The organism is Dactylosporangium darangshiense (genome assembly GCF_039537565.1).
Lineage (GTDB): Bacteria > Actinomycetota > Actinomycetes > Mycobacteriales > Micromonosporaceae > Dactylosporangium > Dactylosporangium darangshiense.
Genome location: NZ_BAABAT010000005.1, coordinates 34,268 through 57,387 on the forward strand (window position 1 = coordinate 34,268; position 23,120 = coordinate 57,387).

25 protein-coding genes are annotated in these 23,120 nt (G+C 72.8%); 3 read left to right on the forward strand and 22 right to left on the reverse strand.

Features of this window, described 5'->3' with window-relative positions; genetic code table 11:
* Window positions 1–41: 41 nt before the first annotated feature.
* The 13 genes from truB to rimP form a co-directional block, all read right to left on the reverse strand.
* Window positions 42–932: a tRNA pseudouridine(55) synthase TruB gene (gene truB, locus ABD901_RS12480; RefSeq protein WP_345124687.1), complete on the reverse strand. Its 891-nt coding sequence runs from the start codon at window positions 930–932 to the stop codon at window positions 42–44.
* A 71-nt stretch (window positions 933–1,003) separates the two neighbouring features.
* Complete coding sequence (locus ABD901_RS12485; protein ID WP_345124690.1) at window positions 1,004–1,936, reverse strand: DUF3626 domain-containing protein; 933 nt, start codon at window positions 1,934–1,936, stop codon at window positions 1,004–1,006.
* 15 nt (window positions 1,937–1,951) lie between these two features.
* Entirely contained in the window at window positions 1,952–3,238 is a 1,287-nt protein-coding gene (locus ABD901_RS12490; RefSeq protein WP_345125530.1) for an MATE family efflux transporter, read from the reverse strand.
* Between the two features lie 920 nt (window positions 3,239–4,158).
* Window positions 4,159–4,377 carry a DUF6186 family protein gene (locus ABD901_RS12495; protein WP_345124692.1) on the reverse strand — a complete coding sequence of 73 codons (219 nt, stop codon included), beginning with the start codon at window positions 4,375–4,377 and terminating at the stop codon, window positions 4,159–4,161.
* A complete protein-coding gene (locus ABD901_RS12500; RefSeq protein ID WP_345124694.1) occupies window positions 4,374–4,775 on the reverse strand; it encodes a hypothetical protein in 402 nt (133 codons plus the stop codon). Before ABD901_RS12500 ends, ABD901_RS12495 begins: the two co-directional genes overlap by 4 nt.
* A 393-nt stretch (window positions 4,776–5,168) precedes the next feature.
* Window positions 5,169–6,245, reverse strand: coding sequence for a DHH family phosphoesterase (locus ABD901_RS12505; RefSeq protein WP_345124696.1), 1,077 nt, complete (start codon window positions 6,243–6,245; stop codon window positions 5,169–5,171).
* Between the two features lie 80 nt (window positions 6,246–6,325).
* Window positions 6,326–6,820, reverse strand: a complete 495-nt coding sequence (gene rbfA, locus ABD901_RS12510; protein WP_345124698.1) for a 30S ribosome-binding factor RbfA — start codon at window positions 6,818–6,820, stop codon at window positions 6,326–6,328.
* Between the two features lie 124 nt (window positions 6,821–6,944).
* Entirely contained in the window at window positions 6,945–7,241 is a 297-nt protein-coding gene (locus tag ABD901_RS12515; RefSeq protein ID WP_345124701.1) for a DUF503 domain-containing protein, read from the reverse strand.
* A 304-nt stretch (window positions 7,242–7,545) separates the two neighbouring features.
* Window positions 7,546–7,977: a hypothetical protein gene (locus ABD901_RS12520; RefSeq protein ID WP_345124703.1), complete on the reverse strand. Its 432-nt coding sequence runs from the start codon at window positions 7,975–7,977 to the stop codon at window positions 7,546–7,548.
* Between the two features lie 133 nt (window positions 7,978–8,110).
* Window positions 8,111–11,182: a translation initiation factor IF-2 gene (infB, locus tag ABD901_RS12525; protein WP_345125533.1), complete on the reverse strand. Its 3,072-nt coding sequence runs from the start codon at window positions 11,180–11,182 to the stop codon at window positions 8,111–8,113.
* A 159-nt stretch (window positions 11,183–11,341) separates the two neighbouring features.
* Entirely contained in the window at window positions 11,342–11,776 is a 435-nt protein-coding gene (locus ABD901_RS12530) for a YlxR family protein (protein WP_345124705.1), read from the reverse strand.
* Window positions 11,683–12,717 (reverse strand): transcription termination factor NusA, encoded by a 1,035-nt coding sequence (nusA, locus tag ABD901_RS12535; RefSeq protein ID WP_345124708.1) that lies wholly within the window; start codon window positions 12,715–12,717, stop codon window positions 11,683–11,685. Before nusA ends, ABD901_RS12530 begins: the two co-directional genes overlap by 94 nt.
* The gene (rimP, locus tag ABD901_RS12540) at window positions 12,714–13,250 is read right to left on the reverse strand and encodes a ribosome maturation factor RimP (RefSeq protein ID WP_345124711.1); all 537 of its coding nucleotides are present in this window, start codon (window positions 13,248–13,250) and stop codon (window positions 12,714–12,716) included. Before rimP ends, nusA begins: the two co-directional genes overlap by 4 nt.
* A 366-nt stretch (window positions 13,251–13,616) precedes the next feature.
* On the opposite strand from rimP, the gene ABD901_RS12545 reads away from it, so the two are divergent.
* Entirely contained in the window at window positions 13,617–14,111 is a 495-nt protein-coding gene (locus ABD901_RS12545) for a hypothetical protein (protein ID WP_345124714.1), read from the forward strand.
* A complete protein-coding gene (locus tag ABD901_RS12550) occupies window positions 14,108–14,539 on the forward strand; it encodes a ferritin-like domain-containing protein (protein ID WP_345124717.1) in 432 nt (143 codons plus the stop codon). The genes ABD901_RS12545 and ABD901_RS12550 overlap by 4 nt, the downstream gene beginning before the upstream one ends.
* A gap of 313 nt (window positions 14,540–14,852) precedes the next feature.
* On the opposite strand, the gene ABD901_RS12555 is transcribed toward ABD901_RS12550, so the two are convergent.
* Both ABD901_RS12555 and map read right to left on the reverse strand, forming a co-directional pair.
* The gene (locus tag ABD901_RS12555; protein WP_345125538.1) at window positions 14,853–15,557 is read right to left on the reverse strand and encodes a VIT1/CCC1 transporter family protein; all 705 of its coding nucleotides are present in this window, start codon (window positions 15,555–15,557) and stop codon (window positions 14,853–14,855) included.
* Between the two features lie 59 nt (window positions 15,558–15,616).
* Window positions 15,617–16,474 (reverse strand): type I methionyl aminopeptidase, encoded by an 858-nt coding sequence (gene map, locus ABD901_RS12560; RefSeq protein WP_345124719.1) that lies wholly within the window; start codon window positions 16,472–16,474, stop codon window positions 15,617–15,619.
* Between the two features lie 53 nt (window positions 16,475–16,527).
* Here map and ABD901_RS12565 point away from each other — a divergent pair, with 53 nt between their 5' ends.
* Entirely contained in the window at window positions 16,528–16,713 is a 186-nt protein-coding gene (locus tag ABD901_RS12565; protein WP_345124721.1) for a hypothetical protein, read from the forward strand.
* 3 nt (window positions 16,714–16,716) lie between these two features.
* Here ABD901_RS12565 and ABD901_RS12570 read toward each other — a convergent pair whose 3' ends face one another.
* From ABD901_RS12570 to ABD901_RS12600, 7 genes are read right to left on the reverse strand one after another with little or no spacing between them, the layout of a single operon-like run.
* Window positions 16,717–17,247: a Uma2 family endonuclease gene (locus ABD901_RS12570; protein ID WP_345124723.1), complete on the reverse strand. Its 531-nt coding sequence runs from the start codon at window positions 17,245–17,247 to the stop codon at window positions 16,717–16,719.
* A 21-nt stretch (window positions 17,248–17,268) separates the two neighbouring features.
* Window positions 17,269–17,988 carry a gamma-glutamyl-gamma-aminobutyrate hydrolase family protein gene (locus tag ABD901_RS12575; RefSeq protein WP_345124725.1) on the reverse strand — a complete coding sequence of 240 codons (720 nt, stop codon included), beginning with the start codon at window positions 17,986–17,988 and terminating at the stop codon, window positions 17,269–17,271.
* A gap of 4 nt (window positions 17,989–17,992) precedes the next feature.
* Window positions 17,993–18,895: a TIGR03619 family F420-dependent LLM class oxidoreductase gene (locus ABD901_RS12580; protein WP_345124726.1), complete on the reverse strand. Its 903-nt coding sequence runs from the start codon at window positions 18,893–18,895 to the stop codon at window positions 17,993–17,995.
* Between the two features lie 14 nt (window positions 18,896–18,909).
* The gene (locus tag ABD901_RS12585; protein WP_345124728.1) at window positions 18,910–19,608 is read right to left on the reverse strand and encodes a gamma-glutamyl-gamma-aminobutyrate hydrolase family protein; all 699 of its coding nucleotides are present in this window, start codon (window positions 19,606–19,608) and stop codon (window positions 18,910–18,912) included.
* Entirely contained in the window at window positions 19,605–20,372 is a 768-nt protein-coding gene (locus tag ABD901_RS12590; RefSeq protein WP_345124730.1) for a 3-oxoacyl-ACP reductase, read from the reverse strand. The genes ABD901_RS12585 and ABD901_RS12590 overlap by 4 nt, the downstream gene beginning before the upstream one ends.
* Window positions 20,373–21,728, reverse strand: coding sequence for an aldehyde dehydrogenase family protein (locus ABD901_RS12595; RefSeq protein WP_345124732.1), 1,356 nt, complete (start codon window positions 21,726–21,728; stop codon window positions 20,373–20,375). It lies immediately after the preceding gene.
* Between the two features lie 13 nt (window positions 21,729–21,741).
* Window positions 21,742–23,094: a glutamine synthetase family protein gene (locus tag ABD901_RS12600; protein ID WP_345124734.1), complete on the reverse strand. Its 1,353-nt coding sequence runs from the start codon at window positions 23,092–23,094 to the stop codon at window positions 21,742–21,744.
* Window positions 23,095–23,120: the final 26 nt, after the last annotated feature.

Below are 23,120 nucleotides of genomic sequence, written 5' to 3' on the forward strand. Positions count from 1 at the left end.
CTGCGTCGCGCTGCGCGCACCGCCCGGTGGCGCGGCAACCGCTACGGGACCAGGACGATCTCCGGGCGGGCCATGCCGCCGCGCTCGCTCACGATCGCGAGGACGGTGCCGTCGGGTGCGAAGACCGCGTAGGAGCCGGCGATGCCCGCCGCCTCGAGCGGCCCGCCGTGCGAGAGCGTGCGCGCCTCGTCGGGGGTGGCATCGCGGCGCGGGAAGCAGCGCTCGGCGGCGGCGGGCAGCGGCATCGTGACCGGGTCCGGGCGCTCGGCGAGCTCGTCCAGCGTCGACGCCTCGGCCAGCGTGAAGGCGCCGACCGCGGTGCGGCGCAGGGCCGTGAGGTGGCCGCCGACGCCGAGCGCGGCGCCCAGGTCGCGGGCGAGGGCGCGGATGTACGTGCCGGACGAGCAGGCCACGTCCACGTCCACGTCGACGTGCGCGCCCTCGCGGCGGGTGGCCAGCACGTCGAGGCGGGAGACGGTGACCGGGCGGGCGTCGAGGGCGACCTCCTCGCCGGAGCGGACGCGGTGGTACGACCGGACGCCGTTGACCTTGATCGCCGACACCGCCGACGGCACCTGCAGGATGTCGCCCCGCAGCGGCTCGAGCGCGGCGCCGATCGCGTCGTCGTGCACACCGGAGGCGTCCACGCGCGCGACGACGTCGCCCTCCGCGTCGTCGGTGATCGTGGACTCGCCCAGGCGGATCGTCGCCGTGTACTGCTTGGTGCTGCCGATCACGTACGTGAGCAGGCGCGTCGCCTTCTCGACCCCGACGATGAGCACGCCGGTGGCCATCGGGTCGAGGGTGCCGCCGTGCCCGACGCGGCGCGTCCGCGCGATGCGGCGCATGCGCGACACGACGTCGTGCGACGTCATGCCGCCGGGCTTGTCGACGACGACGAGGCCGCCCTGGGTCGCCGCCTTCTGTGCCATGCGCGCCACCCTAGCGTTTCCGGCGCCGGGCACCTCGGCGCCGTCGCGCGTCCGCGCCTCGTCGCCGGGCCTCAGCCGTACTGAACGAGGCAGTGCCACAGGTACTTCAGCAGCTGCAGCGCCTCCGCGGGGTCGCCCCAGTCCGTCCATCCGGCCGGATCCGCGACCACGGAGCGCGCGGCCGCGCCGATGAGCGCCGGATCGATGTGGGACACGGCATGCCGGTCACAGAGCACCAGCGCCAGATTTGGTACCTCGGGACCGCGGAACTCCGGCGGGATCGCGCCCGGCGCGAGCCGGAAACCCGCGCGCCACTCGACCCGGACGCCGTAGCGCTCGGCGAGGAGGGCGGCGGCTCCCGCGGTACCACATCCGGAGCTTGTGAAACTGCTGTCGAGGACCAATGCCTCGACGTCCTCGGCGAGGCGCACCGGGCCGTGGATCTGGGCCTCGACGTAGTCGTCGAGGGCGCGGCCGGGGCCCGGTGCGCTCGCGCGGGTCAGCGCGTCCGGGCCGTGGTGCGCGACGAGGGCGGCGTGCACGGCGTCGAACGCGTCCGCGGTGCCGGCCTCGGTCGGGTGGAGGAAGCTGTCGCCGAACGTGAACGTCGCGCGGTCGCGTACGTGGGGTCGCAGGCGCAGGTGCGCGGAGCCGAAGCGGGGCGCGGCACCGTCGTCGTGGTGGCGCAGGTTGAGCGCGCCGTACTTGGGGCGGTCCGCGGCGCGCACGCCGGCGCGCTGGTAGGCGCCGCCGAACATGCGTTCCTCCCAGCGGTCGCGGTCCCCGCCCGGATACGCGGTCAGGCCGCCGTTGGAGATGCCCGTCTCGAACTGGCTGCGGAAGCGCCCGTCGGCCAGCAGCGCCTCGATGACGGTGCGGCCCGCGACCGCGCGGTCGGGGTGGAAGTTGACGGTGATCGGCGCGTCGCTCGCCAGCGGGGTCCGGCCGGGGCTGCGCCCGCGCACGTGCTCCAGCGCAGCGCTCTGCGCTTCGGTGAGCTCCACGATCGACGGCTCCTCTCAGCGGACGGCGCCGGCCACCGCCCAGCCGTCGCCGTTGAGGCGCAGGAGCAGGCCGGCCAGGCGCAGCGCGATGAACAGCGTCAGTGCCGCCCAGACCCCGCGCAAGCCAAAATCGAGGAGGTACGCCAGCCAGATGCCCGGCAGGAAGCCCCCGAGCGCGCAGACGAGCGTGAGGTTGCGCAGGTAGCGCACGTCCCCGGCGCCGAGGAAGACCCCGTCCAGGGCGAACACGACGCCGGCGGCCGGCATCATCGCCACGAAGAACCACCAGGCGTGGCGGGCCTCGGCGTACACCTCGGCATCCGCGCCGAACCACGGCCGGACCGCGAGCAGGGCCGCGGCGACGAGCACCGCGAACCCGGCCCCCGCGACGAGGCCCGCAACGGTGATGCGGCGGGCCAGATGGCGGGCCTCGGCGACCCGCTCGCCCCCGAGCGCCGCACCGATGAGCGCCTGCGCGGCGATGGCGATGGCGTCCAGCGCCAGGGCGGTGAAGAAGAAGAGCTGGATGGCGATCTGGTGCGCGGCGAGCGCGGCCTCGCCGAAGCGGGCGGCGACCGCGGACGCGGACAGGAAGCACGCCTGGAACGCCGCGCCGCGCAGCAGCAGGTCGCGCCCGAGCGCGAGCTGGCGCCCGATGACGGCGAGGTGAGGCCGCAGCGGTACCCGCTCCGAGACCAGGGCCCGCACGAAGAGCAGGCCCACGACGGTCTGCGCGGCCACGTTCGCCACCGCGGAGCCGGTCAGCCCGAGGCCGGCCGGGTACACCAGCAGCGGGCACAGCGCGGCGGACAGCGCGTTGGCGGCGAGGACGTAGTACAGCGGCCGGCGGGTGTCTTGGACGCCGCGCATCCACCCGTTGCCGGCGGTGCCGAGCATGAGCCCGGGCGCGCCGAGCGCGGCGATGCGCAGCCAAGCCTCGGCGTTGCGCGCGACGTCGCCGGCGCCGCCCGCGAGGACGCGGGTCAGGGGCCCGGCCGCGGCCTCGAGAACGAGCAGGATGACCAGGCCGCCGGCCAGAGCCAGCCACGAGGCCTGCACGCCCTCCTCGACCGCCTCCGCGCGCTGCCCCGCCCCGAAGCGCCGGGCGGCGCGCCCCGTGGTCCCGTAGGCGAGCACGGTCCCGAGCCACACGGCGAACGACATGACGGACCCGCCGATGGCCAGCCCCGCGAGCTGGGTGCGCCCGAGGTGGCCGACGACGGCGGTGTCCACGAGGACGTAGAGGGGCTCGGCGGCGAGAACCACGAGCGCCGGGACCGCCAGCGCGGCGACCCGGCGCATCGTTGATGTCTGATCGACCGTCACCCGGTCATAGTAAGGTGCCGGTGGATTTCCGGCACTTACGGCACAACCTCCGGGAAACCGTGACGTCGGCGGTGGGCGTCCCGGCTTCCCGGAGCTTGTGTCGTCGGCGTTTTTCGCTCAGCCGCGGCGGTCCATCGACATCTGCAGCGCCGCTCGGGCGCGTTCACGGGTGTCGGTGGCCGGCTCCTGCGGCTTGGGCTGCGGCTTCGGCTGGTCAGCCATGACGTTGGTCTCCTTTTTGGCATGGTGCTGATGGTTGGCGCGCGCTAGGCCGACCCGGGGTCACCGGGAGACACGCACAACGCACGGCAAGGAGACCGACGTGGGTGTTGTCGGCCTGATCACACGGGTTGCGGCGCACTTGGTTCCTCGCTTCCGGCGGCAGTCGTTCATGGGGCCGTGTCCCCGCCACCGGGATCCGCTGTCAGAAGCGGTCGGCCCGGGGCGGGCAGCGAAGAATTCGTACTGTGCGCATGCCGACTAAGCTATCGTTCAGTTCCAGCATGTGCGACGTTATCCCGCAATCTGGAACGGCGTGTCGCAGACCCGTCACGATCGATTTCCCAGCTCAAACGGGCGCCGGCCGGGTTGTGAGCGCCCCCTAATCACCCCAAATCGCCACTCGCAGCGCTCGCTGCTTGGACCCGCCACGGGCGCGGCCACGCCCAACTGCGGCCGCGCGGAGGCGCCTGGACACTCGGGGCGCGGGCCCCGGACACACGGGCGCGAGGGGCGCGGGCGCGCGGAGGCGCGGGGCGGGCGCGGAGGCGCGGGCACTCGGGCGCGTGGAGGCGCGGAGGCGCGGGCGTGCGGAGGCGCGGGGCGGGCGCGGAGGCGCGGGCATTCGGGCGCGTGGAGGCGCGGGAGGCGCGGGCGCGGAATGAGCAAGGTGCGGTTCAGCGGGCCAGGAAGTGCCAGCCGAGCCACCACCAGAACCCGAACATCGCGATCCGCCCGACCGGCAGCGGCCCGACGCGGTAGCGCATCACGACGCCGCACACGTCGCCCAGGCTCGGCACCCGCGAGCCCTCCCGGCGCGAGACGATCTCGACGCCCGCGAAGAGCGCGATCGCGACCGTGAACGACGAGGCGACGAGCAGCTGGCCGGCGGTCATCGGCGCACCATGGCCCAGAAGGCCCAGAGCCAGCCGAAGTACCCGGCCGCGCGGGCCCAATAATGCTCCAGGATCGGGTCGGCGAGGCGGGACAGCGTCGGGTACGCATACGAGCCGTTGAGGAACGTCGCGCCCTCGACCACGCCGAAGAGCAGCAGCGGCAGCAGCCACCAGGCTGCGCGGCGCGGCAGGCGTGCGGGGGCGGGGCGGCGCGGGAGCGCGGATGACATGCCGAGCCAGAACAAGGCCCCGCCTGCGCCGAGCACCAATAGGTTGGCGCGGAGGCTGAAGGACGGCAGGGCGCCGCCCACGAGCGAGATCAGGGCGAACACGGGTGTGAGCACAACCGGCCGGGCCCAGGCCCGGTCGACCTCCGCAACTAGCTCGGGTCGGTCCATTTATCGATTGTCACCGCATTGGATGCCCCCGTGCCAGCCGTTATCGCCCCGATATTCCCCCGGAGTTAACCCTGATCTACGCGAGGGGCTATTTCTTGTGCAGCCCGGAGGCCAGGCCGGCGCCAGCGCGAGGACGCGGTTGTGGCGCCCGGAGGCGCCCGCGACGCAGGGCCGCCAGCAGCGCGAGGGCGCGGCCTTTGCCGCGCCCAGGGGCTCCCCGCCAGTCAGGCCGCCAGCCGCGCCAGAGAGCGGCCTGTAGGGCGCCCGGAGACGCCCCCAAGTCAGGCCGTCAGCCGCGCCAGAGCGCGGCCTGTACAGCGCCCGGAGACGCCCGCCAGTCGGATTGCCAGCAGCGCGAGGCCGCGGTTTGCGGCGCCTGGAGGCGCCTGCAGGTCAGGCCGGCAGCAGCGCCCGGATGCGGCCCATGACGTCAGACACGGTGCCGGTGGCGCTGAAGCCCGCCGCGAACCGGTGCCCACCGCCCCCGAGCGCCACGGCGACCGCGCTCACGTCGACGCCGCCCTTGCTGCGCAGTGAGACGGACCACTCCCCCGCGCGCACCGGCTTGACGACGCACGCGATGTCGGCCTCGGCCACGCAGCGCACCGTGTCGATGAGGGCCTCGACCGCGGACGGGGGCTGCTCGTAGGCGGCCAGGTCGTCCAGCGTCAGGTACGTCCACGCGAGGCCCAGCCCGCCCGCGCCCTCGCGCTCCAGCACGGTGCGGGCCAGCGCGACGCCGAAGAGCCGCACGGCGCCGATCGGCCGTGTGTCGAACAGCCGGCGGGAGATCTCGCCCACGGGGATGCCGGTCGCGATCAGCCGGGCCGCGAGCTCGTGCACAGCCGGGGTGGTGGAGGCGAACTTGAAGGAGCCGGTGTCGGTGGCCAGTGCCACATAGAGGCACTCGGCGATGTTTTCATCCAGGGGTACGCCAAGACGCCGCAACAACCCATCCGACAACACCGACGTCGCGGCCGCGGCCGGGTCGACGAGGTTGATGGCCCCGAACCCGGGGTTGGACGCGTGGTGGTCCAGGACGATGCCGACCGGCGCGGCGCGGAGGCGGTCGGCGAGCCCGCCGAGCCGCTCGATGCTCGCCACGTCGAAGACGAGCATCGCGTCCGGCGCCGGGTCGGCGTCCGCCTCGGCGACGAGCAGCTCGGCGCCCGGCAGCGCGTCGAACGGCGCGGGCAGCCGCATCGGCCCGGGGAACGTCGCCGCCAGGTGCCCGATGCGCAGCTCGCCCGCGATGCGCCGCAGCCCGAGCCCGACGCCGAGCATGCTGCCCAGGGCGTCCCCGTCCGGGTTGACGTGGCACGCGAGCAGCACGCGGGCGCCGTCGGGCAGCCCGCGCAGCGCCCGGACGGCCGCTTCCCACTCCTGTGCGCCGGGCCTCGGCTCCGCGGCGCTCTCCTGCAGCGCGACGGGGGCCGACCCGGTTGCGTGTTCACTCGCAACCGGGGCCATCGGATGATCGGACGGCGAAAGCAACGGCGCCATGTCGAGTTCGGGGCCCGCGCCCGGTACGTTGCCGGGCGCGAGCCCGGTCACCGCCGGTCCTGGCCGACGACGACACCGTCGTCGGCCCCGTCGGCTCCCAGGTCGTCAACGTCGCCGTCGGTTTCGTCGTCCAGCTTGTAGGGCTGCGGATCGCCCGCGTAGTGCGCCCCGGCCGCGAGGCGCTGGACCTCTGCGTCGGCGGTGCGGGCGCTGGCCAGCAGCTCGTCGATGTGCTTGGCGTGCTCGGACACGTCGTCGTGCACGAACGCGAGGCTCGGGGAGTGCCGCAGGCCCAGGGCCTTGCCGACGGTCGAGCGCAGCAGTCCGTTCGCGCTCTCCAGCGCGGCCGCGGTGCCCGCCTGGGCCGCCGCGTCGCCGAGCACCGTGTAGAAGACGGTCGCCTCGCGCAAATCGGCGGTGATCCGCGCGTCGGTGATCGTGATCATGCCGAGCCGCGGGTCCTTGATCTGCGTCCGTACCACCGATGCGACCAGTTCGCGCACGCGCTCAGCGTGCCGTCGCACCTTCGCCGGATCCGTCATCTCGAACACCTCCGCAGCCAAACGGCCCGCCGGTGGCCTCGCGGCCGCCCGGGGACCGGAACATCTGACCAACGCCTTGACAGTACCCGCGCCCCGCCCGTGGGGTCGCGTTGAGAAGCCAGGATTACTCGTCGTCGTCGCCGTGCAACCGACGGCGCACGGACAACAGCTCGAACTCGGGCCGCCCGGCGACGGCACGCTCGCACGTGTCGAGCACCTCGCGCACATGCCCGGCCTCCGCGGCGACGACGGCGATGCCGACCTCGGCCCGGCCGGTCAGGTCGAGGGCTCCGACCTCGGCGACGGAGACCTCGAACTTGCGCAGGTACGCGATCAGGGGCCGCACGTATGACCGCTTGGCCTTGAGCGAACGCGAGTCACCGGGCAGGAGAAGGTCGAAGACCGCGGTTCCGGTATACACGGCGCAAGATCCTATCCCCCGCCCCCGTTTCCCGCCTTCCGATATTTCGGGTCGACCACAACCCACCTCTACCACCCGTCGTCGCAGACCTCTCATGCCGCCTTGCTAGGCGACATTCCGTAAATATCCGGAATAGGGAGCCAAATGGCCTAGACCGGCACGAGTGGCGGCGAAGCAGCGAAGGAAACGCAACGTTGGGCGCGAAACGGGGCGTGCGACGGCTCCAAGCGCGAGCCGTGCCGGGTCAGGCGACGAGCAGGCCCGGGCGGCCGACTACGTACGGGTCCGGGTCTGCCGTGCCGGGTCAGGCGACGAGCAGGCCCGGGCGGCCGACTACGTACGGGTCGGGGTCCATCGGCAGGCCGCCGAGGTGCGCCACGATGACCGGGTCCGGGTCGACGGGCAGGGCCGCGGCGCCCGCGGCGGGCAGGGGGCCACGGCGGCGGGGCTCGACCGCGCCGGCACTGCCGCCGCGACCGCGGTAGACGTAGAGAGAGTCGGGGGCCACCGCGTCAAGGGCGGCGACGACCGCGGGCAACTGCCGGAAACGGTGCCAGTCCTCGGTGTCGGCGAAGCCGATCTCGAAGACGACGCCGAAGTCCTCGGAGCGCCAGGCCCAGTCGCGGGCCCTGTGGGTCACCGCGGACTCGATGAGTGCGGCGCTGTGCGCGTCGCGCCATAGCCGCGCCGGCTGCTGACCGTCGCGGACCTCGATCGACCACCAGGACAGGTCCATAACGTGACCGAGGTTACGCCTGCCGAACGCCCGCCGTCGACCCGCCGACATGCCAAACGCCATCGCCCAGAGCGAACGGCGAAGGGGCCGTGGACATCACGTCCACGGCCCCTTCCGGGCTATGCCAACCGCGTCACGTACGCGGCTTCTCGCGCAGCTCCCACGTCTCGACCACGTCACCGACCTGGATGTCGTTGTACGTGCCGAGCGTGATACCGCACTCGAAGCCCTCGCGGACCTCGGTGGCGTCGTCCTTGAAGCGGCGCAGGCCGGCGATCGACAGGTTGTCGGCCACCACCGCACCGTCGCGGATCAGGCGCGCCTTGCTGTTGCGCCGGATCAGGCCGGTGCGGACGATGCAGCCCGCGATGTTGCCGAAGCGCGACGAACGGAAGACCTCGCGGATCTCCGCCTGGCCGAGCTCGACCTCCTCGTAGACCGGCTTGAGCAGGCCCTTGAGCGACGACTCGATGTCCTCGATGGCCTGGTAGATGACGGTGTAGTACCGAATCTCCACGCCCTCGCGGTCGGCCAGGTCGCGCGTGCGGCCCTCGGCCCGCACGTTGAACCCGATGATGATCGCGTCGGAGGCGCTGGCCAGGTTGACGTCGTCCTGCGTGACCGCACCGACACCGCGGTGGATGATCCGCAGCTGGACCTCGTCGGAGACCACGATCTTGACCAGCGCGTCCTCGAGCGCCTCGACCGAACCCGAGCCGTCACCCTTGAGGATGAGGTTGAGCGTGGTCTTCTCGCCCTGCTTGAGCTGGTCGAACAGGTTCTCCAGGGTGACCCGGCCGGTGCGCGCCGCCATCTCGGCCGCGCGGCGGCGAGCCTGCCGCTGCTCGGCGATCTGGCGCGCGGTGCGGTCGTCGTCGGCGGCGAGGAACGTGTCGCCGGCGCCGGGCACCGAGGTCAGGCCGAGCACGAGGACCGGACGGGCCGGACCTGCGTGCGGCACGGGCTTGCCGTTCTCGTCGAGCATCGCGCGGACGCGTCCGTAGGCGCGACCGGCGACGATCGAGTCGCCGACGTTGAGCGTGCCCTTCTCCACCAGGACGGTGGCGACGGGGCCGCGGCCGCGGTCGAGGTGCGACTCGATCGCGATGCCCTGAGCCGGGCCGTCGACGGGCGCGCGCAGGTCGAGCGCGGCGTCCGCGGTGAGCAGGACCGCCTCGAGCAGTCCGTCGATGTTGATCCGGCTCTTCGCCGAGATGTCGACGAACATGGTCTCGCCGCCGTACTCCTCGGCGACGAGCCCGTACTGCGTCAGCTCCTGCCGCACCTTGGCCGGGTTGGCCTCGGGCTTGTCGATCTTGTTCACCGCGACCACGATCGGCACCTCGGCCGCCTGGGCGTGGTTGAGCGCCTCGATCGTCTGAGGCATCACGCCGTCGTCGGCCGCGACCACCAGGACCACGATGTCCGTGGCCTGGGCACCGCGGGCACGCATGGCGGTGAACGCCTCGTGACCCGGGGTGTCGATGAAGGTGATCGCGCGGTCCTCGTCGTCGTGCTCTACGTGGACCTGGTAGGCGCCGATGTGCTGGGTGATGCCGCCGGCCTCGCCCGCCGCGACGTTCGTCTGGCGGATCGCGTCGAGCAGCTTCGTCTTGCCGTGGTCGACGTGACCCATGACGGTCACGACCGGCGGCCGGATGACCAGACGCTCCTCGTCGACCTCGGCGTCGAGGTCGATGTCGAAGCGGGCCAGCAGCTCGCGGTCCTCGTCCTCGGGGCTGACGATCTGCACGTCGAAGCCGAGGTGCTCACCGAGCAGCTGCAGGGTCTCGTTGGTGCACGACTGAGTGGCCGTCACCATCTCGCCCAGGTTGAACATCTCCTGGACGAGCGAGCCCGGGTTGGCGTTGATCCGGTCGGCGAAGTCCGACAGCGACGCACCCTGCGGCAGGCGGATCGCCTGACCCTGCCCGCGCGGGGCGCCCGAGCCCATGGTGGGCGCGGAGAGGTTGTCGAACTCCTGTCTGCGCTGCTTCTTCGACTTGCGGCCACGGGTCGGCCGGCCACCCGGACGCCCGAAGGCACCCGCGGCACCGCCGCCACGACCGCGGCCACCAGCACCGCCGCCACCCGGACGACCGGCACCGCCGACGCCCGCACCGGGCGCGCCGCCGCCACCGCCACCGGGACCGCCGCGGAAGCCACCGCCGCCACCGCCGCCACCGGGCCGGAAGCCGCCGCCACCGCCACCGCCGCCACCGGGACCGCCGCGGAAGCCACCGCCTCCACCGCCGCCACCGGGACCGCCGGGACGACCGGCGCCGCCGCCGCCACCGGGGCCGCGGAAGCCGCCGCCACCGCCGCCACCGGGACGACCGGGACGGTCAGTGCCCGGGCCACCGCCCGGACGACCGGGCCGCTGGCTCGGCATCTGCGACGGGTTCGGCCGAGGGCCGCCCATCGAGGCCGGGTTGGGCCGCGGGGGCATCGCGGACGGGTTGGGCCGTGGAATGTTGCCCGGCGACGGCGGGCGCGGAGACGCGCCGCCGGAGACGCCGAACGGGTTGTTGCCCGGCGAACGCGCCGGCGGACGGGCGCCGCCGGGACGCGGGCCCTGACCCGGACGCGGAGCGCCGGAGCTCGGCGCGCCACCGCCGGACGGGCCGGGCGCCGGGCCCGGACGCGGGCCTGGGGACGGCGCGGTGCCACCGCCGCTGGGCGGCTGCGGCGTGTCGCGCCGGGTGTTCTCGCGCTGACGGGCCTGCTGGGCGGCCTTCATCGCCGCTTCCTGCTCAGCCTTCAGCGCGGCGGCACGCTGCTCAGCGGCCGCCACCTCGATGTCGTGCGCGCTCGTCGGGCGAGCCGCTGGTGGGGTCGGGCGCGGCGGACCGGGCACAGGGCCACGGCCGCCTCCGCCTCCGGATCCGCTCTGTCCGCCACCCGCCGGCGGCTGAGGCCGCTTCGGAGGCGCAAAGGGCTTGACTGCCGGGGACGGCGTCGGGCGCGGGGCCGACGGCACAGGGGCCGACGGTGCCGACGTTGCCGGCGCAGGAGGCGCGGAGGGCGCTGGGGCGGATCCTCCACCGTTTTCGAAGCTCGCACGCAGCCGACGCGCCACGGGCGCCTCAACCGTGCTGGATGCGGACTTCACGTACTCGCCAAGCTCCTGCAGCTTCGCCAGTACGGTCTTGCTTTCGACCCCGAGCTCTTTCGCCAGCTCGTGTACGCGGGCCTTGCCTGCCACTACACTCCTCACCTCGAGGCCGGGCGGCAAGTTCCGCTCCGACCTCACTCGTGCACTTGAAGCCTGGTCATCTCAGGGACTTCATCGTGTGCTCATGTCCGTCGTCCTACCTTGCGTATTCCGGGTGGGGCTTCGCGCTCCCACCACCGGCGGTTCCGGTCACTGCGTATGCTCCGGCTCCGTCACCGTCGCCGAGGCGACGGCTTCGGCCAGCGGACCGGTGTCGAGGACCCCGGTCAGACGCAGTGCCCGCCCGAAAGCGCGCCTGCGCTCCGCTAGCGCGAGGCAAGCCGAATCAGGATGCAGGTGCGCGCCCCGACCCGGCCGTCTGCGAGCCGGATCGGGAACAGCCCTGAACTGGCCAGGGCCGCACTCGATCGCGACAAATCGCAGCAACTCGGAGGATGACGCACGCTTCCGGCATCCAATACAGGTGCGAACCGGCGCAGCCGGAATCGCAGGCATGCCAGCCGGGGGCGTGCGACGTACCGTCAAGAAGTCTACCCTGCACTTTCGGCGCGCGCCGCGCCCGGTCCGGTGACGTGATCGACGTTGCCGTCCGGAGCGTTGTCCGGTTTGATATCGATCCTCCATCCCGTGAGCCGTGCAGCGAGGCGCGCGTTCTGGCCCTCTCTGCCGATGGCCAGGGAAAGCTGGAAGTCCGGGACGGTCACCCGGGCGGCCCGGTTGGCCGCGTCGACGACCTCGACGCTGAGCGCTTTTGCGGGAGAAAGGGCATTTCCGACAAACTGCGCCGGATCGTCCGACCAGTCGATAATGTCGATCTTCTCGCCGTGCAGCTCGCTCATGACCGCCCGCACGCGCTGGCCCATGGGGCCGATGCACGCCCCCTTGGCGTTCACCCCGGCGACCGTCGAGCGCACCGCGATCTTGGTCCGGTGACCGGCCTCTCGGGCGATCGCGGCGATTTCCACGGTACCGTCCGCAATCTCCGGCACCTCGAGCGCGAACAGGCGCTTCACGAGGTTGGGGTGCGAGCGCGACAGCGTGACCTGCGGACCGCGGAAGCCCTTGGCCACATGCACGACGATCGCCTTGATCCGCTGGCCGTGCTCGTAGCGCTCGCCCGGCACCTGCTCGGCCGCGGGCAGCATGCCCTCGATCTTGCCGAGGTCGATGGTGACGATGCCCTTCTCCGTGCGCGCCTCGTGCGCCTGGATCACGCCGGTGACCAGGTCGCCGTCGCGCCCGACGTACTCGCCGAAGTGCGCCTCGTCGGTGGCCTCCCGCAGCCGCTGCAGGATGACCTGCTTGGCGGTCATCGCCGCGATGCGCCCGAAGTCGTGGGGCGTGTCGTCGTACTCGCGCACGATGACGCCGTCCTCGTCCAGGTCCTGCGCGAGCACGGACGCGGCGCCGGTGCGCCGGTCGATCTCGACCCGCGCGTGCGGGTTGGCTCCCTCGGTGTGCCGGTACGCCGTCAGCAGTGCCGTCTCGATCGCCGCGAGGATGGTCTCGAACGGGATCTCGCGCTCGCGCTCCAGTGCGCGGAGGGCTGCAAGGTCGATGTTCACTCCCCGTCCTCCCCTTCCTCGTCGTCTTCGTCATCGAAGTCTTCATCATCCGGGTCCGGCAGCTCGGCGAGGCGCTTGAGCTCCACCTGGACCCGGCCGGGGCCGAGCTCGGCGTAGGCGTGGGTGCGCCGCTCACCGTCGACGTCGAGCGTCACGCCCGCGTCGTCGGCCGCAACCACCCGCCCGGTCACCTCGCTGCCGGCGGCCTTCACCTTCACCAGCCGGGCGCGGTTGCGCCGCCAGTGCCGCGGCAGGGTCAGCGGCCGGTCGACGCCCGGCGATCCGACCTCCAGCTCGTACTCCCCCGCGATCAGCTCGTCGCCGGTCGCCTCCGCCTCGTCCAGCGCCGCGGAGATGCCCCGGGAGAGTTCGGCGACGGCGTCGAGATCCACGCCGGAGTCGCTGTCGACCGCGATACGCAGCAGATGCCGCCGCCCGACCCGGGTGACGGTGAGATCCTCGAGGTCGTACCCGCCGGCCGTGACGACCGGCTCGACCACGGCCTGGAGGCGCTGTCGATGCTGCTGCGCCATTGATCGACACCCCTCCTTCTGGCACCCGCACGGGCGCACGCCTTAACGCCGCCTGCGTCTCTGCGCGCGGGCGGCTCGTGCAGAGCGTAACGCGACGTGCCGCGCATCGCCCCAGCGGCGCTCCGAACGCCACCCCGCCGCGCCCCCGAGCGCCCCCGCGCCCGGGCTCATTCCCCCAGCATCTCCGCTCCCCCAGGCCCCCACGCCGCCCTATCGGCCCCTGCGACCGGGCGCGCGTCCAGGCGCGTCAGCGCACGCCGGCGGCAGGAGGCGAGGAGCATCGGGGCGGCCGGGAGCCGGGCCGCCCGGGCGCGCGACGACGGGCCGGGTGCCGCGCAAACCGCTCGCATGGTGTTAGCTAGGCCAGTGCTGATCCGCCGACGCGCTCTGCTCGCCGCCGCCGTCACGGTCTCGGCCGGCTCGGTGGCGGGCTGCGACCTCTTCGGCGACAAGAAGGCTCAGGAGCCGGCGCCGCCTCCCGACGTACTGCTGCCGATGCTGCATCGCACGGTCGGGCTGCGCGACCGTTACGCGGAGGTCCTCACCGCGTTCCCGGCTCTGCAGGACCGGCTCGGGCCGCTCAAGGACGACCACGCGCAGCACGTCGTGGCGCTGGCGCGGGAGATCGGCGTGCCCGAGAACGGGCCCTTCCCGGCCGCCAGCGGCTCGGCCGACCCGTCCGACGCGCCCTCGCAGGCCTTGCCGACCGAGCAGTCCGCGGCCCTGTCCGACCTCGCCGAGCGGGAGAAGAGCGCCCGCGCGGAGGCAGAGGCGGCGTGCCTGGCCGCGCCGTCGTACCGCGCCGCACTGCTGGGCTCGATCGCCGCCTGCCGCGCCGGCCACCAGGAGGTGCTGAAGTGACCCCCGCCGACGAACGCCTCGTCGCCGCGCTGCAGGCCGAGCACGCGGCCATCTACGGCTACGGGGTGCTCGGCCCGAAGCTCGACTCCGCGTCGCTGTCCCTGGCACACGCCGCCGACAACGCGCACCGCACGCGCCGCGACGCGCTGATCGTGCGGCTCGCCGGTGCCGGGGTGACCCCGCCGCCGACCGCCGCCAGCTACCGGCTGCCGTTCGCCGTCTCGGACCGCGCCTCCGCGCTGAAGCTGGCGGCGCTGCTGGAGGACCGCTGCGCGGCACAGTGGCGCCTCGCGCTGCCGGCCACCGACGGCGACGTACGCAAGATCGTGCTCGACGCGCTCGTCGACTGCACGACGCGAGGCGTCGGCTTCCGCAAGGCGGCCGGCACGACGCCGCTCGTGCCGGCGTTCCCCGGCAAACCGGAGTAGCGCGCCGTCCGGCCCGCTGCGGCTGGGACGAATCGGTCGAGACCGGGCGAGCGGGCGATACTCCCGAAAGCGTGCCACAGCAACGCCGGATCACCCCATCGGGCTGTCCGCTCCGCGACGATCGTTGCATCACGCCACGAGCGTCTAGACGAGAGGAGGACCCGACATGCGCCGCACCGCGTGGGCCGGTCCGACGATGCAGCCGCGTCGTTAACGAGTACGCCGTCTCGTGAGCCTGCCGTCTCGGGGACATACCGGCGCCCCCGAGACGGATCAGGCCACGACCGAGGACAGCAAAGGCCCGACGACGACGTCAGGCCACCACGCCGATGAGATGCCCGATGACATAGGTAGCCCCGGCCGCCGCCGCACCCAGCAGCAGCTGCCGGGTCCCGGAACGCCACCAGGCGCGCCGGGTGAACCGGGCGACCAGCACGCCCGCCACGAACAGCCCTGCACCGCCCGCGCCGAGGGCCAGCGGCAGCGACGCCGAGCCCAGCAGGAACGGCAGCAGCGGGACCAGCGCCCCGACCGAGAAGCAGGCGAACGACGAGCCCGCCGCCGTCCACGGCGACGGCACGTCGGTCGGGTCGACGCCCAGCTCCTCCTGCGCGTGGACACGCACGGCCGCCTCGGGGTTGCGCCCCAGGATGGTGGCGACCTCCAGCGCCAGGTCCGCGGGCACGCCGCGCTCCTGCCAGATGCGGGCGAGCTCGGCGGCCTCGGCTTCGGGGTACCGCAAAAGCTCCTGACGCTCCTTGAGGACTTCGGCCGCGACCTGCTCGTTCTGCGCCCGGACGCTGGTGAACTCCCCCAGCCCCATCGAGATCGCGCCGGCCACGAGCCCCGCCGTGCCGGTCAGCACGATCTCGTGCGCGGCCGCGCCGCCACCGCCGACGCCGGCGATCAGCGCGATGTTCGTCACGAGCCCGTCCATCGCCCCGAACACGGCCGCCCGCAGCCAGCCGCCGGAGACGTCCGCGTGGTGATGCGCATCGTCGGCCGCCGGGTGGCTCATGGCGCCCGCCTCTGCGACGGCGCGGCGCCGGCCGAAGGCGGCAGCCCACTGCGGCCCGATCACGGCAGGGTCAGGATCTCGTAACCGTCCTCGGTCACAAGGATCGTGTGCTCGAACTGCGCCGTCCACTTGCGGTCCTTGGTGACGACGGTCCAGCCGTCCTTCCAGATGTCGTACTCGTGGGTGCCCAGCGTGATCATCGGCTCGATGGTGAACGTCATCCCGGGCTCCATGATCGTGCTGAGCGACGGGTTGTCGTAGTGCGGCACGTAGAGCCCGGTGTGGAAGACCTCGTTGATGCCGTGCCCGGTGAAGTCGCGCACGACGCCGTACTGGAAGCGCTTCGCGTAGGCCTCGATGACCCGCCCGATCGCGTTGAGCTGGCGCCCGGGCGCGACGGCGCGGATGCCGCGCATCATGGCCTCGCGGGTGCGCTCGACGAGCAGCCGGTCCTCCTCGGCGACGTCGCCGACGCAGAAGGTCTGGTTGGTGTCGCCGTGCACGCCGCCGATGAACGCCGTCACGTCGACGTTGAGGATGTCGCCGTCCTCGATGACCGTCGAGTCGGGGATGCCGTGGCAGATGACCTCGTTGAGCGAGGTGCAGCAGGACTTCGGGAAGGCCTTGTAGCCCAGGGTCGAAGGGTAGGCCCCGTTGTCGCACAGGAACTCGTGCACGACGCGGTCGACCTCGTCGGTGGTCACGCCCGGCTGCGCGTGCTCGCCGGCCAGCACCGTCGCCTGCGCCGCGAGTTTCCCGGCGACCCGCATCCGCTCGATGATCTCGGGCGGCTGCACATCGGACCCGCGATGCTTGGCCGGGGCGCGCTTGCCGACGTACTCGGGCCGCGCGATGTTGGCGGGGACCTGGCGCCAGGGCGTCTGCGTGCCGGGAGCAAGCGGTGCACGAACCTTCATGGCCAGAAGCCTAACGCGCATCAACCCGGGGCGGTCCGGGTAACCACCCCTGCATGATCGACGAGGAACGCATCCGCGACCGAGCCCACCTGCTGCCCGAGGAGCGCGCGGCCGGCAGCGACGACCCGCAGGCACAGGCCGAGGCGGTACTGCAGGACTCCGACGACCGCGAGGACTACCGCGAGACCGCCCCCGACCTGCGCATCGAGCACCGCAGCCCCGACGAGGCGGCCTCCTGACGGTCAAGCGGTCAGTTGCCGGAGTGGCACCTCGCGGGTGTGCACGTAGGCCCCGTCGCGCAGCTCGTGCATGAACACGACGTAACCCTCCGGCCCCGGCTCGACCCGCCAGTACTGCGGAATGCCGACCCCGGCGTAGACCTTCGGCTTGATGATCCGATCCTGGTCGCGCGACGTCGGCGACACGATCTCAACGGCGATGTCGACGACGTCGGCGGGATGCTTGTGCTCCTCGGCAACGACAGAACGGCCCGGACGCAGCACGACGAGGTCGGGAATACGGAAGTTGTGCTCGTCAATGGCGATCCCGATGCCGGAATAGACCACTCGCCCCAGGCGGTGGAAGTAGACGATCAAGCGTCCGTCTACTTCCTGGTGGCCCGCGCTCGGCGGCGGCGTCACGACAATTGTCCCCTCATGCAACTCGAGCCGCAGTCCCTCACTGGAGTCGATCGACAGGACGTCGTCCAGCGACCAGCCGGCGGCCGGCGGCATCGCCTCGGGAAAGCGGATGAACATGTCGGCTGTCCTCACGAAGCACGAGGGTAACAGAGGTTATGGGCGTGTAGCTACATGGTTCCGGTGGGCGCGCGCGGCCTCGACGAAGGCGGCGAACAGGCGGAAGTCCGTGGTGTCCTCCGGGTGCCACTGGACGCCGACCACGAAGGTCTTCGACGGGTCCTCGACGACCTCGATCAGGTTGTCCTCCGGGCACCAGCCCGTCGGCGCGAGGCGGCCGGGGTCCGCGCAACCCTGATGGTGGAACGAGTTGACGATCACCGCGTCGCCGAGGATCGACGCCGCGCGGGAGCCGCGCGACAGGCGCACCGGGTGCTCGCCGAACTTCGGGCCGCTGACCGGGCGGTGGTTGTGGTGGCCCAGGACGTCGGGCAGGTGCTGATGCAGGCGCCCGCCGTAGGCCACGCACATGAGCTGCATGCCGCGGCAGATGCCGAACAGCGGCAGGTCGGCGGCGAGGGCGGCGCGCATCAGCAGCAGCTCGGCGGCGTCGCGCTCCGGCTTGACCTTCGTGGTCGCGTGCGGCGGCTCGCCGTAGAGGTCGGGGTTCACGTCGGAGCCGCCGGTGAACATGATGCCGTCGAGGCCCTCGAGCACGTCGATGTCGGGGTCGTCGGGCGTGACGAGGACCGCGCGGCCGCCCGAGCTGTGCACGGCGTGCACGTAGGACAGCGGCAGGACCGCGGAGAACGTGTCGTTGAGGCCGAAGCGGGTTTCCTCGGCGTACGTGGTCAGGCCGATGACCGGTCGCGACATGACCTCAACTTAGCCCCCTCGGGGTGAGGTTGTGCAGGACGTCCATCGCGCGCTCCTCCGCCTCGGCCGGGTCGACGTCCGGTCCGGCGATGCGCGGGTCCCAGTTGAGGTCGTAGAAGATCTCGGTGACGCCCTGGGTGCCCAGCCACGCGACGTCCTCGCGGATCTTCTCCCACGAACCGTTGAGCAGGTCCCGCTCGGGCCGGTTCAGCACGCCGCGGCACACGATGCGCACGGTGTCCGGGTCCCGGCCGGCCTTCTCCGCACCCGCGCGCACGAGCTCGATCTCCTGTCCGATGGTTGACAGATCGTGCGCGCTGCGGCTCACCCAGCCGTCGGCGATCTCACCGGCGCGGCGCAGCGCCGCGGGCACGGAGCCGCCGAGCAGGATCGGCACGCCGCCGGGCTGCACAGGGCGGGGCGCCATGCGGCTGGGCGGGACCTGGTAGAACTCCCCGTCGAACTCGCTGACCTCGTCGCGCCACAGGGTGCGCAGCGCGGCGACGTACTCGCGCGTCCGGGCGGCCCGCCGGTCGCCCTGCGCGCCGGTGGCGGCGAACTCGGCCTCCGACCAGCCGGTGCCCAGGCCCAGGTCGAAGCGCCCGCCGCTGAGCACGTCGAGCGTGGCGGCCTGCTTGGCCAGGTGCGCCGGCGAGACGAAGGGCAGGTTGACCACGGCGACGCCGAGGCGGATCGTCCCGGTGCGCGCGGCGGCGTAGCCGAGCGCGACGAGCGGGTCGAGCACGCCCCGATACACGGGCTCGAGCTGCTGGTCCGCGCCGACCAGCAGGCGCTGGAAGCTCCAGAGGGAGTCGTACCCGTTGTGCTCCGCCGCCGCCGCAATCCGTCCCAGCGGCCCCGGCGTCGCCCACGTGCCCGACACCGGCAGCCCGAACCCGATCCGCATACCCCGAACCTAGTTCAGGCCGCCGCCACCAGCGCGGCGAAGGGGCGCACATCGCCCATCTCCTCCGGATGCCACTGCACCCCGAGGACGAAGCGCCTGGTGGGGTCCTCGACCGCCTCCACGACGTCGTCGTCGGCCCAGCCGGTCACCGTCAGGGCGCCGGGCTTCTCGATGGCCTGGTGGTGGTAGGAGTTGACCTCGGCGGCCGGCCCGAACACGGCCGCGGCCCGGGAGCCGGGCGCGAAGCGGGCCGCATGGGCGCCGTACACCCCGGGCGCCGGCTGGTGCCCCTCGTGGCCGAGCAGGTCCGGCAGGTGCTGCACGAGCGTGCCGCCGTAGGCGACGGTGAGCAGCTGCATGCCGCGGCACACCCCGAGCACGGGCAGGTCCGCCTCGAGCGCCGCTGCCAGCACCGCCAGCTCGCCGGCGTCGCGGTCCGGCCGGGTCCGCGTGGTCGGGTGCACGTCCGCCTCGTGGTAGCGGGCCGGGTCGACGTCGGCCCCGCCGGCCAGCACGAGGCCGTCGAGGCGGGCGACGAGCCCGGCCGCGTCCGCGGCGCCGCCGACGTCGTCGGGCGGCAGCACCAGCGGGCGCGCGCCGGCCTCGCGGACCATCCGCACGTACGCCTCGGGGATCAGCACCGCGCGGGTGTCCCACACGCCCCAGCGCGCGGGCTCGGCGTACGCGGTGATGCCGACCAGGGGGCGGGTCACAGCGGGGTCACGTAGGCCCCGGTGATGCCGCCGTCGACCAGGAACGTCGAGGCGGTGATGAATGACGCGTCGTCGCTGGCCAGGAACGCCACCGCGCCCGCGATCTCCTCGGGCGTGCCGAAGCGGCCCATCGGCACGTGCACCAGGCGGCGCTGGGCGCGCTCCGGGTCCTTGGCGAAGAGCTCCATGAGCAGCGGAGTGGCGATCGGGCCGGGGCACAGCGCGTTGACGCGCACGCCCTGGCGGGCGAACTGCACGCCGAGCTCGCGGGTCATCGACAGCACGGCGCCCTTGGAGGCGGTGTAGGCGATCTGCGAGGTCGCCGCGCCCAGAAGGGCCACGAAGCTCGCGGTGTTGATGATCGAGCCCTTGCCCTGGGCGAGCATGTGCGGGATGGCGTACTTGCAGCAGAAGTACACGCTGGTGCTGTTGACCTTCAGCACGCGCTCCCACGCCTCGACGCCGGTGTCGAGGATGGAGTCGTCGTCGGGCGGGGAGATGCCGGCGTTGTTGAAGGCGATGTCGAGGCGGCCGTAGCGCTCGGCGACGCCGTCGAAGAGCGCCTTGACCGCGGCCTCGTCGGACACGTCGGCGGCGACGAACTCGCCGCCCACCTCGTCGGCGGCCGCCTTGCCGGCGTCCTCGTTGAGGTCGACCGCGACGACCTTCGCGCCCTCGGACGCGAAGCGGCGCGCGGTCGCGAGGCCGATGCCGCTGCCGGCCCCGGTGATGACCGCGACGCGGTCCTGCAGTCGTGCCTGCACCTATACCTCCGTGCTGAAGTAGACGTTCTTGACTTCGCAGAACGCGGCGAGCGCGTCCGGGCCGAGCTCGCGGCCGAGGCCGCTCTGCTTGACCCCGCCGAACGGGGTCCAGTAGCGCACCGAGGAGTGCGAGTTGACGCTGAGGTTGCCCGACTCGACGCCGCGCGCGACGCGGATGCCGCGGCCGAGGTCGCGGGTCCAGATCGAGCCCGACAGGCCGTACTCGGTGTCGTTGGCCAGCCGGATCGCCTCGTCCTCGTCGTCGAAGCGCAGCACGGACAGCACGGGGCCGAAGATCTCCTCGCGCCAGTGCCGGTCCCGCGCGCTCTCGGCGGTGAGCACGGTGGGCGCCATCCAGTAGCCGGCGCCGTCGGGCGCGCTGCCGCGGAAGGCGACGGCGGCGTCGTCGACGTAGGAGCGCACGGAGGCGAGCTGGCCCGGGGAGATGAGCGGGCCCATCTGCGCGGTCTCCAGGGCCGGGTCCTCGCAGCGGAACGCCGCGACCGCGCCCTCCAGGCGGGCCATGAACTCGTCGTAGACGCTGGCCTGCACCAGCAGCCGCGACCGCGCGCAGCAGTCCTGCCCGGCGTTGTCGAAGACGGAGCCGGGCGCGGAGGCGGCGGCCTTGTCCAGGTCGGCGTCGGCGAAGACGATGTTGGCGCTCTTGCCACCGAGCTCCAGGGTCACCCGCTTCACCTGCTCGGCGCAGCCGGCCATGATGCGCTTGCCGACCTCGGTGGAGCCGGTGAAGCAGACCTTGCGCACGAGCGGATGCGTGACGAAGCGCTCGCCGACGATCGAGCCCTTCCCCGGCAGTACCGTGAAGACTCCCTCCGGCAGGCCGGCCTCCAGGGCCAGCTCGCCGAGCCGGATCGCGGTCAGCGGGGTGAGCTCGGCCGGCTTGAGCACGACGGTGTTGCCGGCGGCCAGTGCGGGCGCGAAGCCCCAGCCGGCGATGGGCATCGGGAAGTTCCAGGGCACGATGACCCCGACGACGCCGAGCGGCTCGTAGAAGGTGACGTCGAGCCCGCCGGGGACGGGGATCTGGCGGCCGCTGAGCCGCTCGGGCGCGCCGGCGTAGTAGTTCAGCACGTCGCGGACGTTGCCGGCCTCCCAGCGGGCGTTGCCGATGGTGTGGCCGGCGTTGCGCACCTCGAGCTGCGCGAGCTCCTCGTTGTGCTCGTCGACCACGGCGGCGAAGCGGCGCAGCAGCCGCGCCCGGTCGCCCGGCGCGACCGCGCGCCACGTGGCGAACGCGGCGTGGGCGCGTTCGATCGCGGCGTCGGTCTCCTCCCGGCCGAGCGACGGAACCGTCGCGACGACCTGCTCGGTGACCGGCGAGATGACGTCGTGCATGCAGAGAACCCTTTCAGAGCCGTTCGAAGCCGCGGGTGAGCTCCCAGTCGGTGACCGCCGCGTCAAACGCTGCCAGCTCGATGCGGGCCATGTTGGCGTAATGCGCGACGACGTCCGGGCCGAACGCCTCGCGCGCGACGGCGGAGGCCTCCCACAGCCCGAGGGCCTCGCGCAGCGTGGCGGGGACGCGGGGCGCGGCGGCGTCCTCGTAGGCGTTGCCGGTGTACACGTCCTCGAGCTCGAGGCCGTTGCGGATGCCGTGCAGGGCGCCGGCGGCCATGGCGGCGATGGCGAGGTAGGGGTTCACGTCCGCGCCCGGCACCCGGTTCTCGACCCGCATGGACGGGCCGTGCCCGACGAGGCGCAGCGCGCACGTGCGGTTGTCCAGGCCCCAGCGCACCGCGGTCGGCGCGAACGAGCCGGCCTGGAAGCGCTTGTACGAGTTGATGTTGGGCGCGTAGAAGAGGGTGAACTCGCGCAGGGTGGCGAGGATGCCCGCCATCGCGCTGCGGAACAGCGGCGAGATGCCGTGTTCGCCGTCGCCGGCGACGGCCGGGCGCCCGTCGGCGGCCGAGCGCAGCGAGAAGTGGATGTGGCAGGAGTTGCCCTCGCGGGCGTTGGGCTTGGCCATGAAGGTGATGGAGACGCCCTCCTGCGCGGCGATCTCCTTCGCGCCGTTCTTGTAGAGCACGTGCCCGTCGGCGTTGGGCAGCGCGGCGTCGTAGCGGAAGGCGATCTCCAGCTGCCCGAGGTTGCACTCGCCCTTGGCACTCTCAGGTGTGAGCCCGGCACCAGCCATCTCGTTGCGGATGCGGCGCAGCAGCGGCTCCACGCGTGCCGTCTGCAGCAGCGAGTAGTCGGAGTTGAACAGGGTCACGGGCGTCAGCTCGCGGTACCCCTGCCGGAAAGCGTCCTCGTATGACTCCCGGAACGCGATGAACTCGAGCTCGGTGCCGGTCCAGGCCGTGTACCCGGCGCCGCCGAGCGCGCCGAGCTGCGCCCGCAGGATCTGCCGCGGCGAGGCGGTGACCGGCCCGCCGGTGAGCAGCTGCAGGTCGGCCAGGACCAGGGCGGTGCCGGGGTGCCACGGTATGCGGCGCAGGGTGGTGAAGTCGGGGATCATCGCGAAGTCGCCGTAGCCGCCGGACCAGGAGGACATCGCGTAGCCGTCGACGGTGTTCATGTCGACGTCGACGGCGAGCAGGTAGTTGCAGCCCTCGGTCCCGTGCGCGACCACGTCGGCGAGGAAGTGCGCGGCGTGGAAGCGCTTGCCCTGCAGCCGGCCCTGCATGTCCGTGACGGCGACGATGACGGTGTCGATATCGCCCTCGTCCACGGCGATGCGCAGCTGCTCGATGGTCAACATCGGCGTCCCCTAAAGGTCTAGAAACA

What these genes read in the sequence shown, in the direction of transcription:
- rbfA (WP_345124698.1), bottom strand. Translation starts at nt 6,820, where the DNA reads ATGACGGATCCGGCGAAGGTGCGACGGCACGCTGAGCGCGTGCGCGAA.
- ABD901_RS12600 (WP_345124734.1), bottom strand. Translation starts at nt 23,094, where the DNA reads ATGTTGACCATCGAGCAGCTGCGCATCGCCGTGGACGAGGGCGATATC.
- ABD901_RS12575 (WP_345124725.1), bottom strand. Translation starts at nt 17,988, where the DNA reads ATGTCGCGACCGGTCATCGGCCTGACCACGTACGCCGAGGAAACCCGC.
- rimP (WP_345124711.1), bottom strand. Translation starts at nt 13,250, where the DNA reads ATGGCGCAGCAGCATCGACAGCGCCTCCAGGCCGTGGTCGAGCCGGTC.
- ABD901_RS12565 (WP_345124721.1), top strand. Translation starts at nt 16,528, where the DNA reads ATGATCGACGAGGAACGCATCCGCGACCGAGCCCACCTGCTGCCCGAG.
- ABD901_RS12520 (WP_345124703.1), bottom strand. Translation starts at nt 7,977, where the DNA reads ATGGACCTGTCCTGGTGGTCGATCGAGGTCCGCGACGGTCAGCAGCCG.
- ABD901_RS12530 (WP_345124705.1), bottom strand. Translation starts at nt 11,776, where the DNA reads ATGGAGGATCGATATCAAACCGGACAACGCTCCGGACGGCAACGTCGA.
- ABD901_RS12555 (WP_345125538.1), bottom strand. Translation starts at nt 15,557, where the DNA reads ATGAGCCACCCGGCGGCCGACGATGCGCATCACCACGCGGACGTCTCC.
- ABD901_RS12495 (WP_345124692.1), bottom strand. Translation starts at nt 4,377, where the DNA reads ATGACCGCCGGCCAGCTGCTCGTCGCCTCGTCGTTCACGGTCGCGATC.
- map (WP_345124719.1), bottom strand. Translation starts at nt 16,474, where the DNA reads ATGAAGGTTCGTGCACCGCTTGCTCCCGGCACGCAGACGCCCTGGCGC.
- ABD901_RS12490 (WP_345125530.1), bottom strand. Translation starts at nt 3,238, where the DNA reads ATGCGCCGGGTCGCCGCGCTGGCGGTCCCGGCGCTCGTGGTTCTCGCC.
- truB (WP_345124687.1), bottom strand. Translation starts at nt 932, where the DNA reads ATGGCACAGAAGGCGGCGACCCAGGGCGGCCTCGTCGTCGTCGACAAG.
- ABD901_RS12595 (WP_345124732.1), bottom strand. Translation starts at nt 21,728, where the DNA reads ATGCACGACGTCATCTCGCCGGTCACCGAGCAGGTCGTCGCGACGGTT.
- ABD901_RS12500 (WP_345124694.1), bottom strand. Translation starts at nt 4,775, where the DNA reads ATGGACCGACCCGAGCTAGTTGCGGAGGTCGACCGGGCCTGGGCCCGG.
- ABD901_RS12505 (WP_345124696.1), bottom strand. Translation starts at nt 6,245, where the DNA reads ATGGCCCCGGTTGCGAGTGAACACGCAACCGGGTCGGCCCCCGTCGCG.
- ABD901_RS12580 (WP_345124726.1), bottom strand. Translation starts at nt 18,895, where the DNA reads ATGCGGATCGGGTTCGGGCTGCCGGTGTCGGGCACGTGGGCGACGCCG.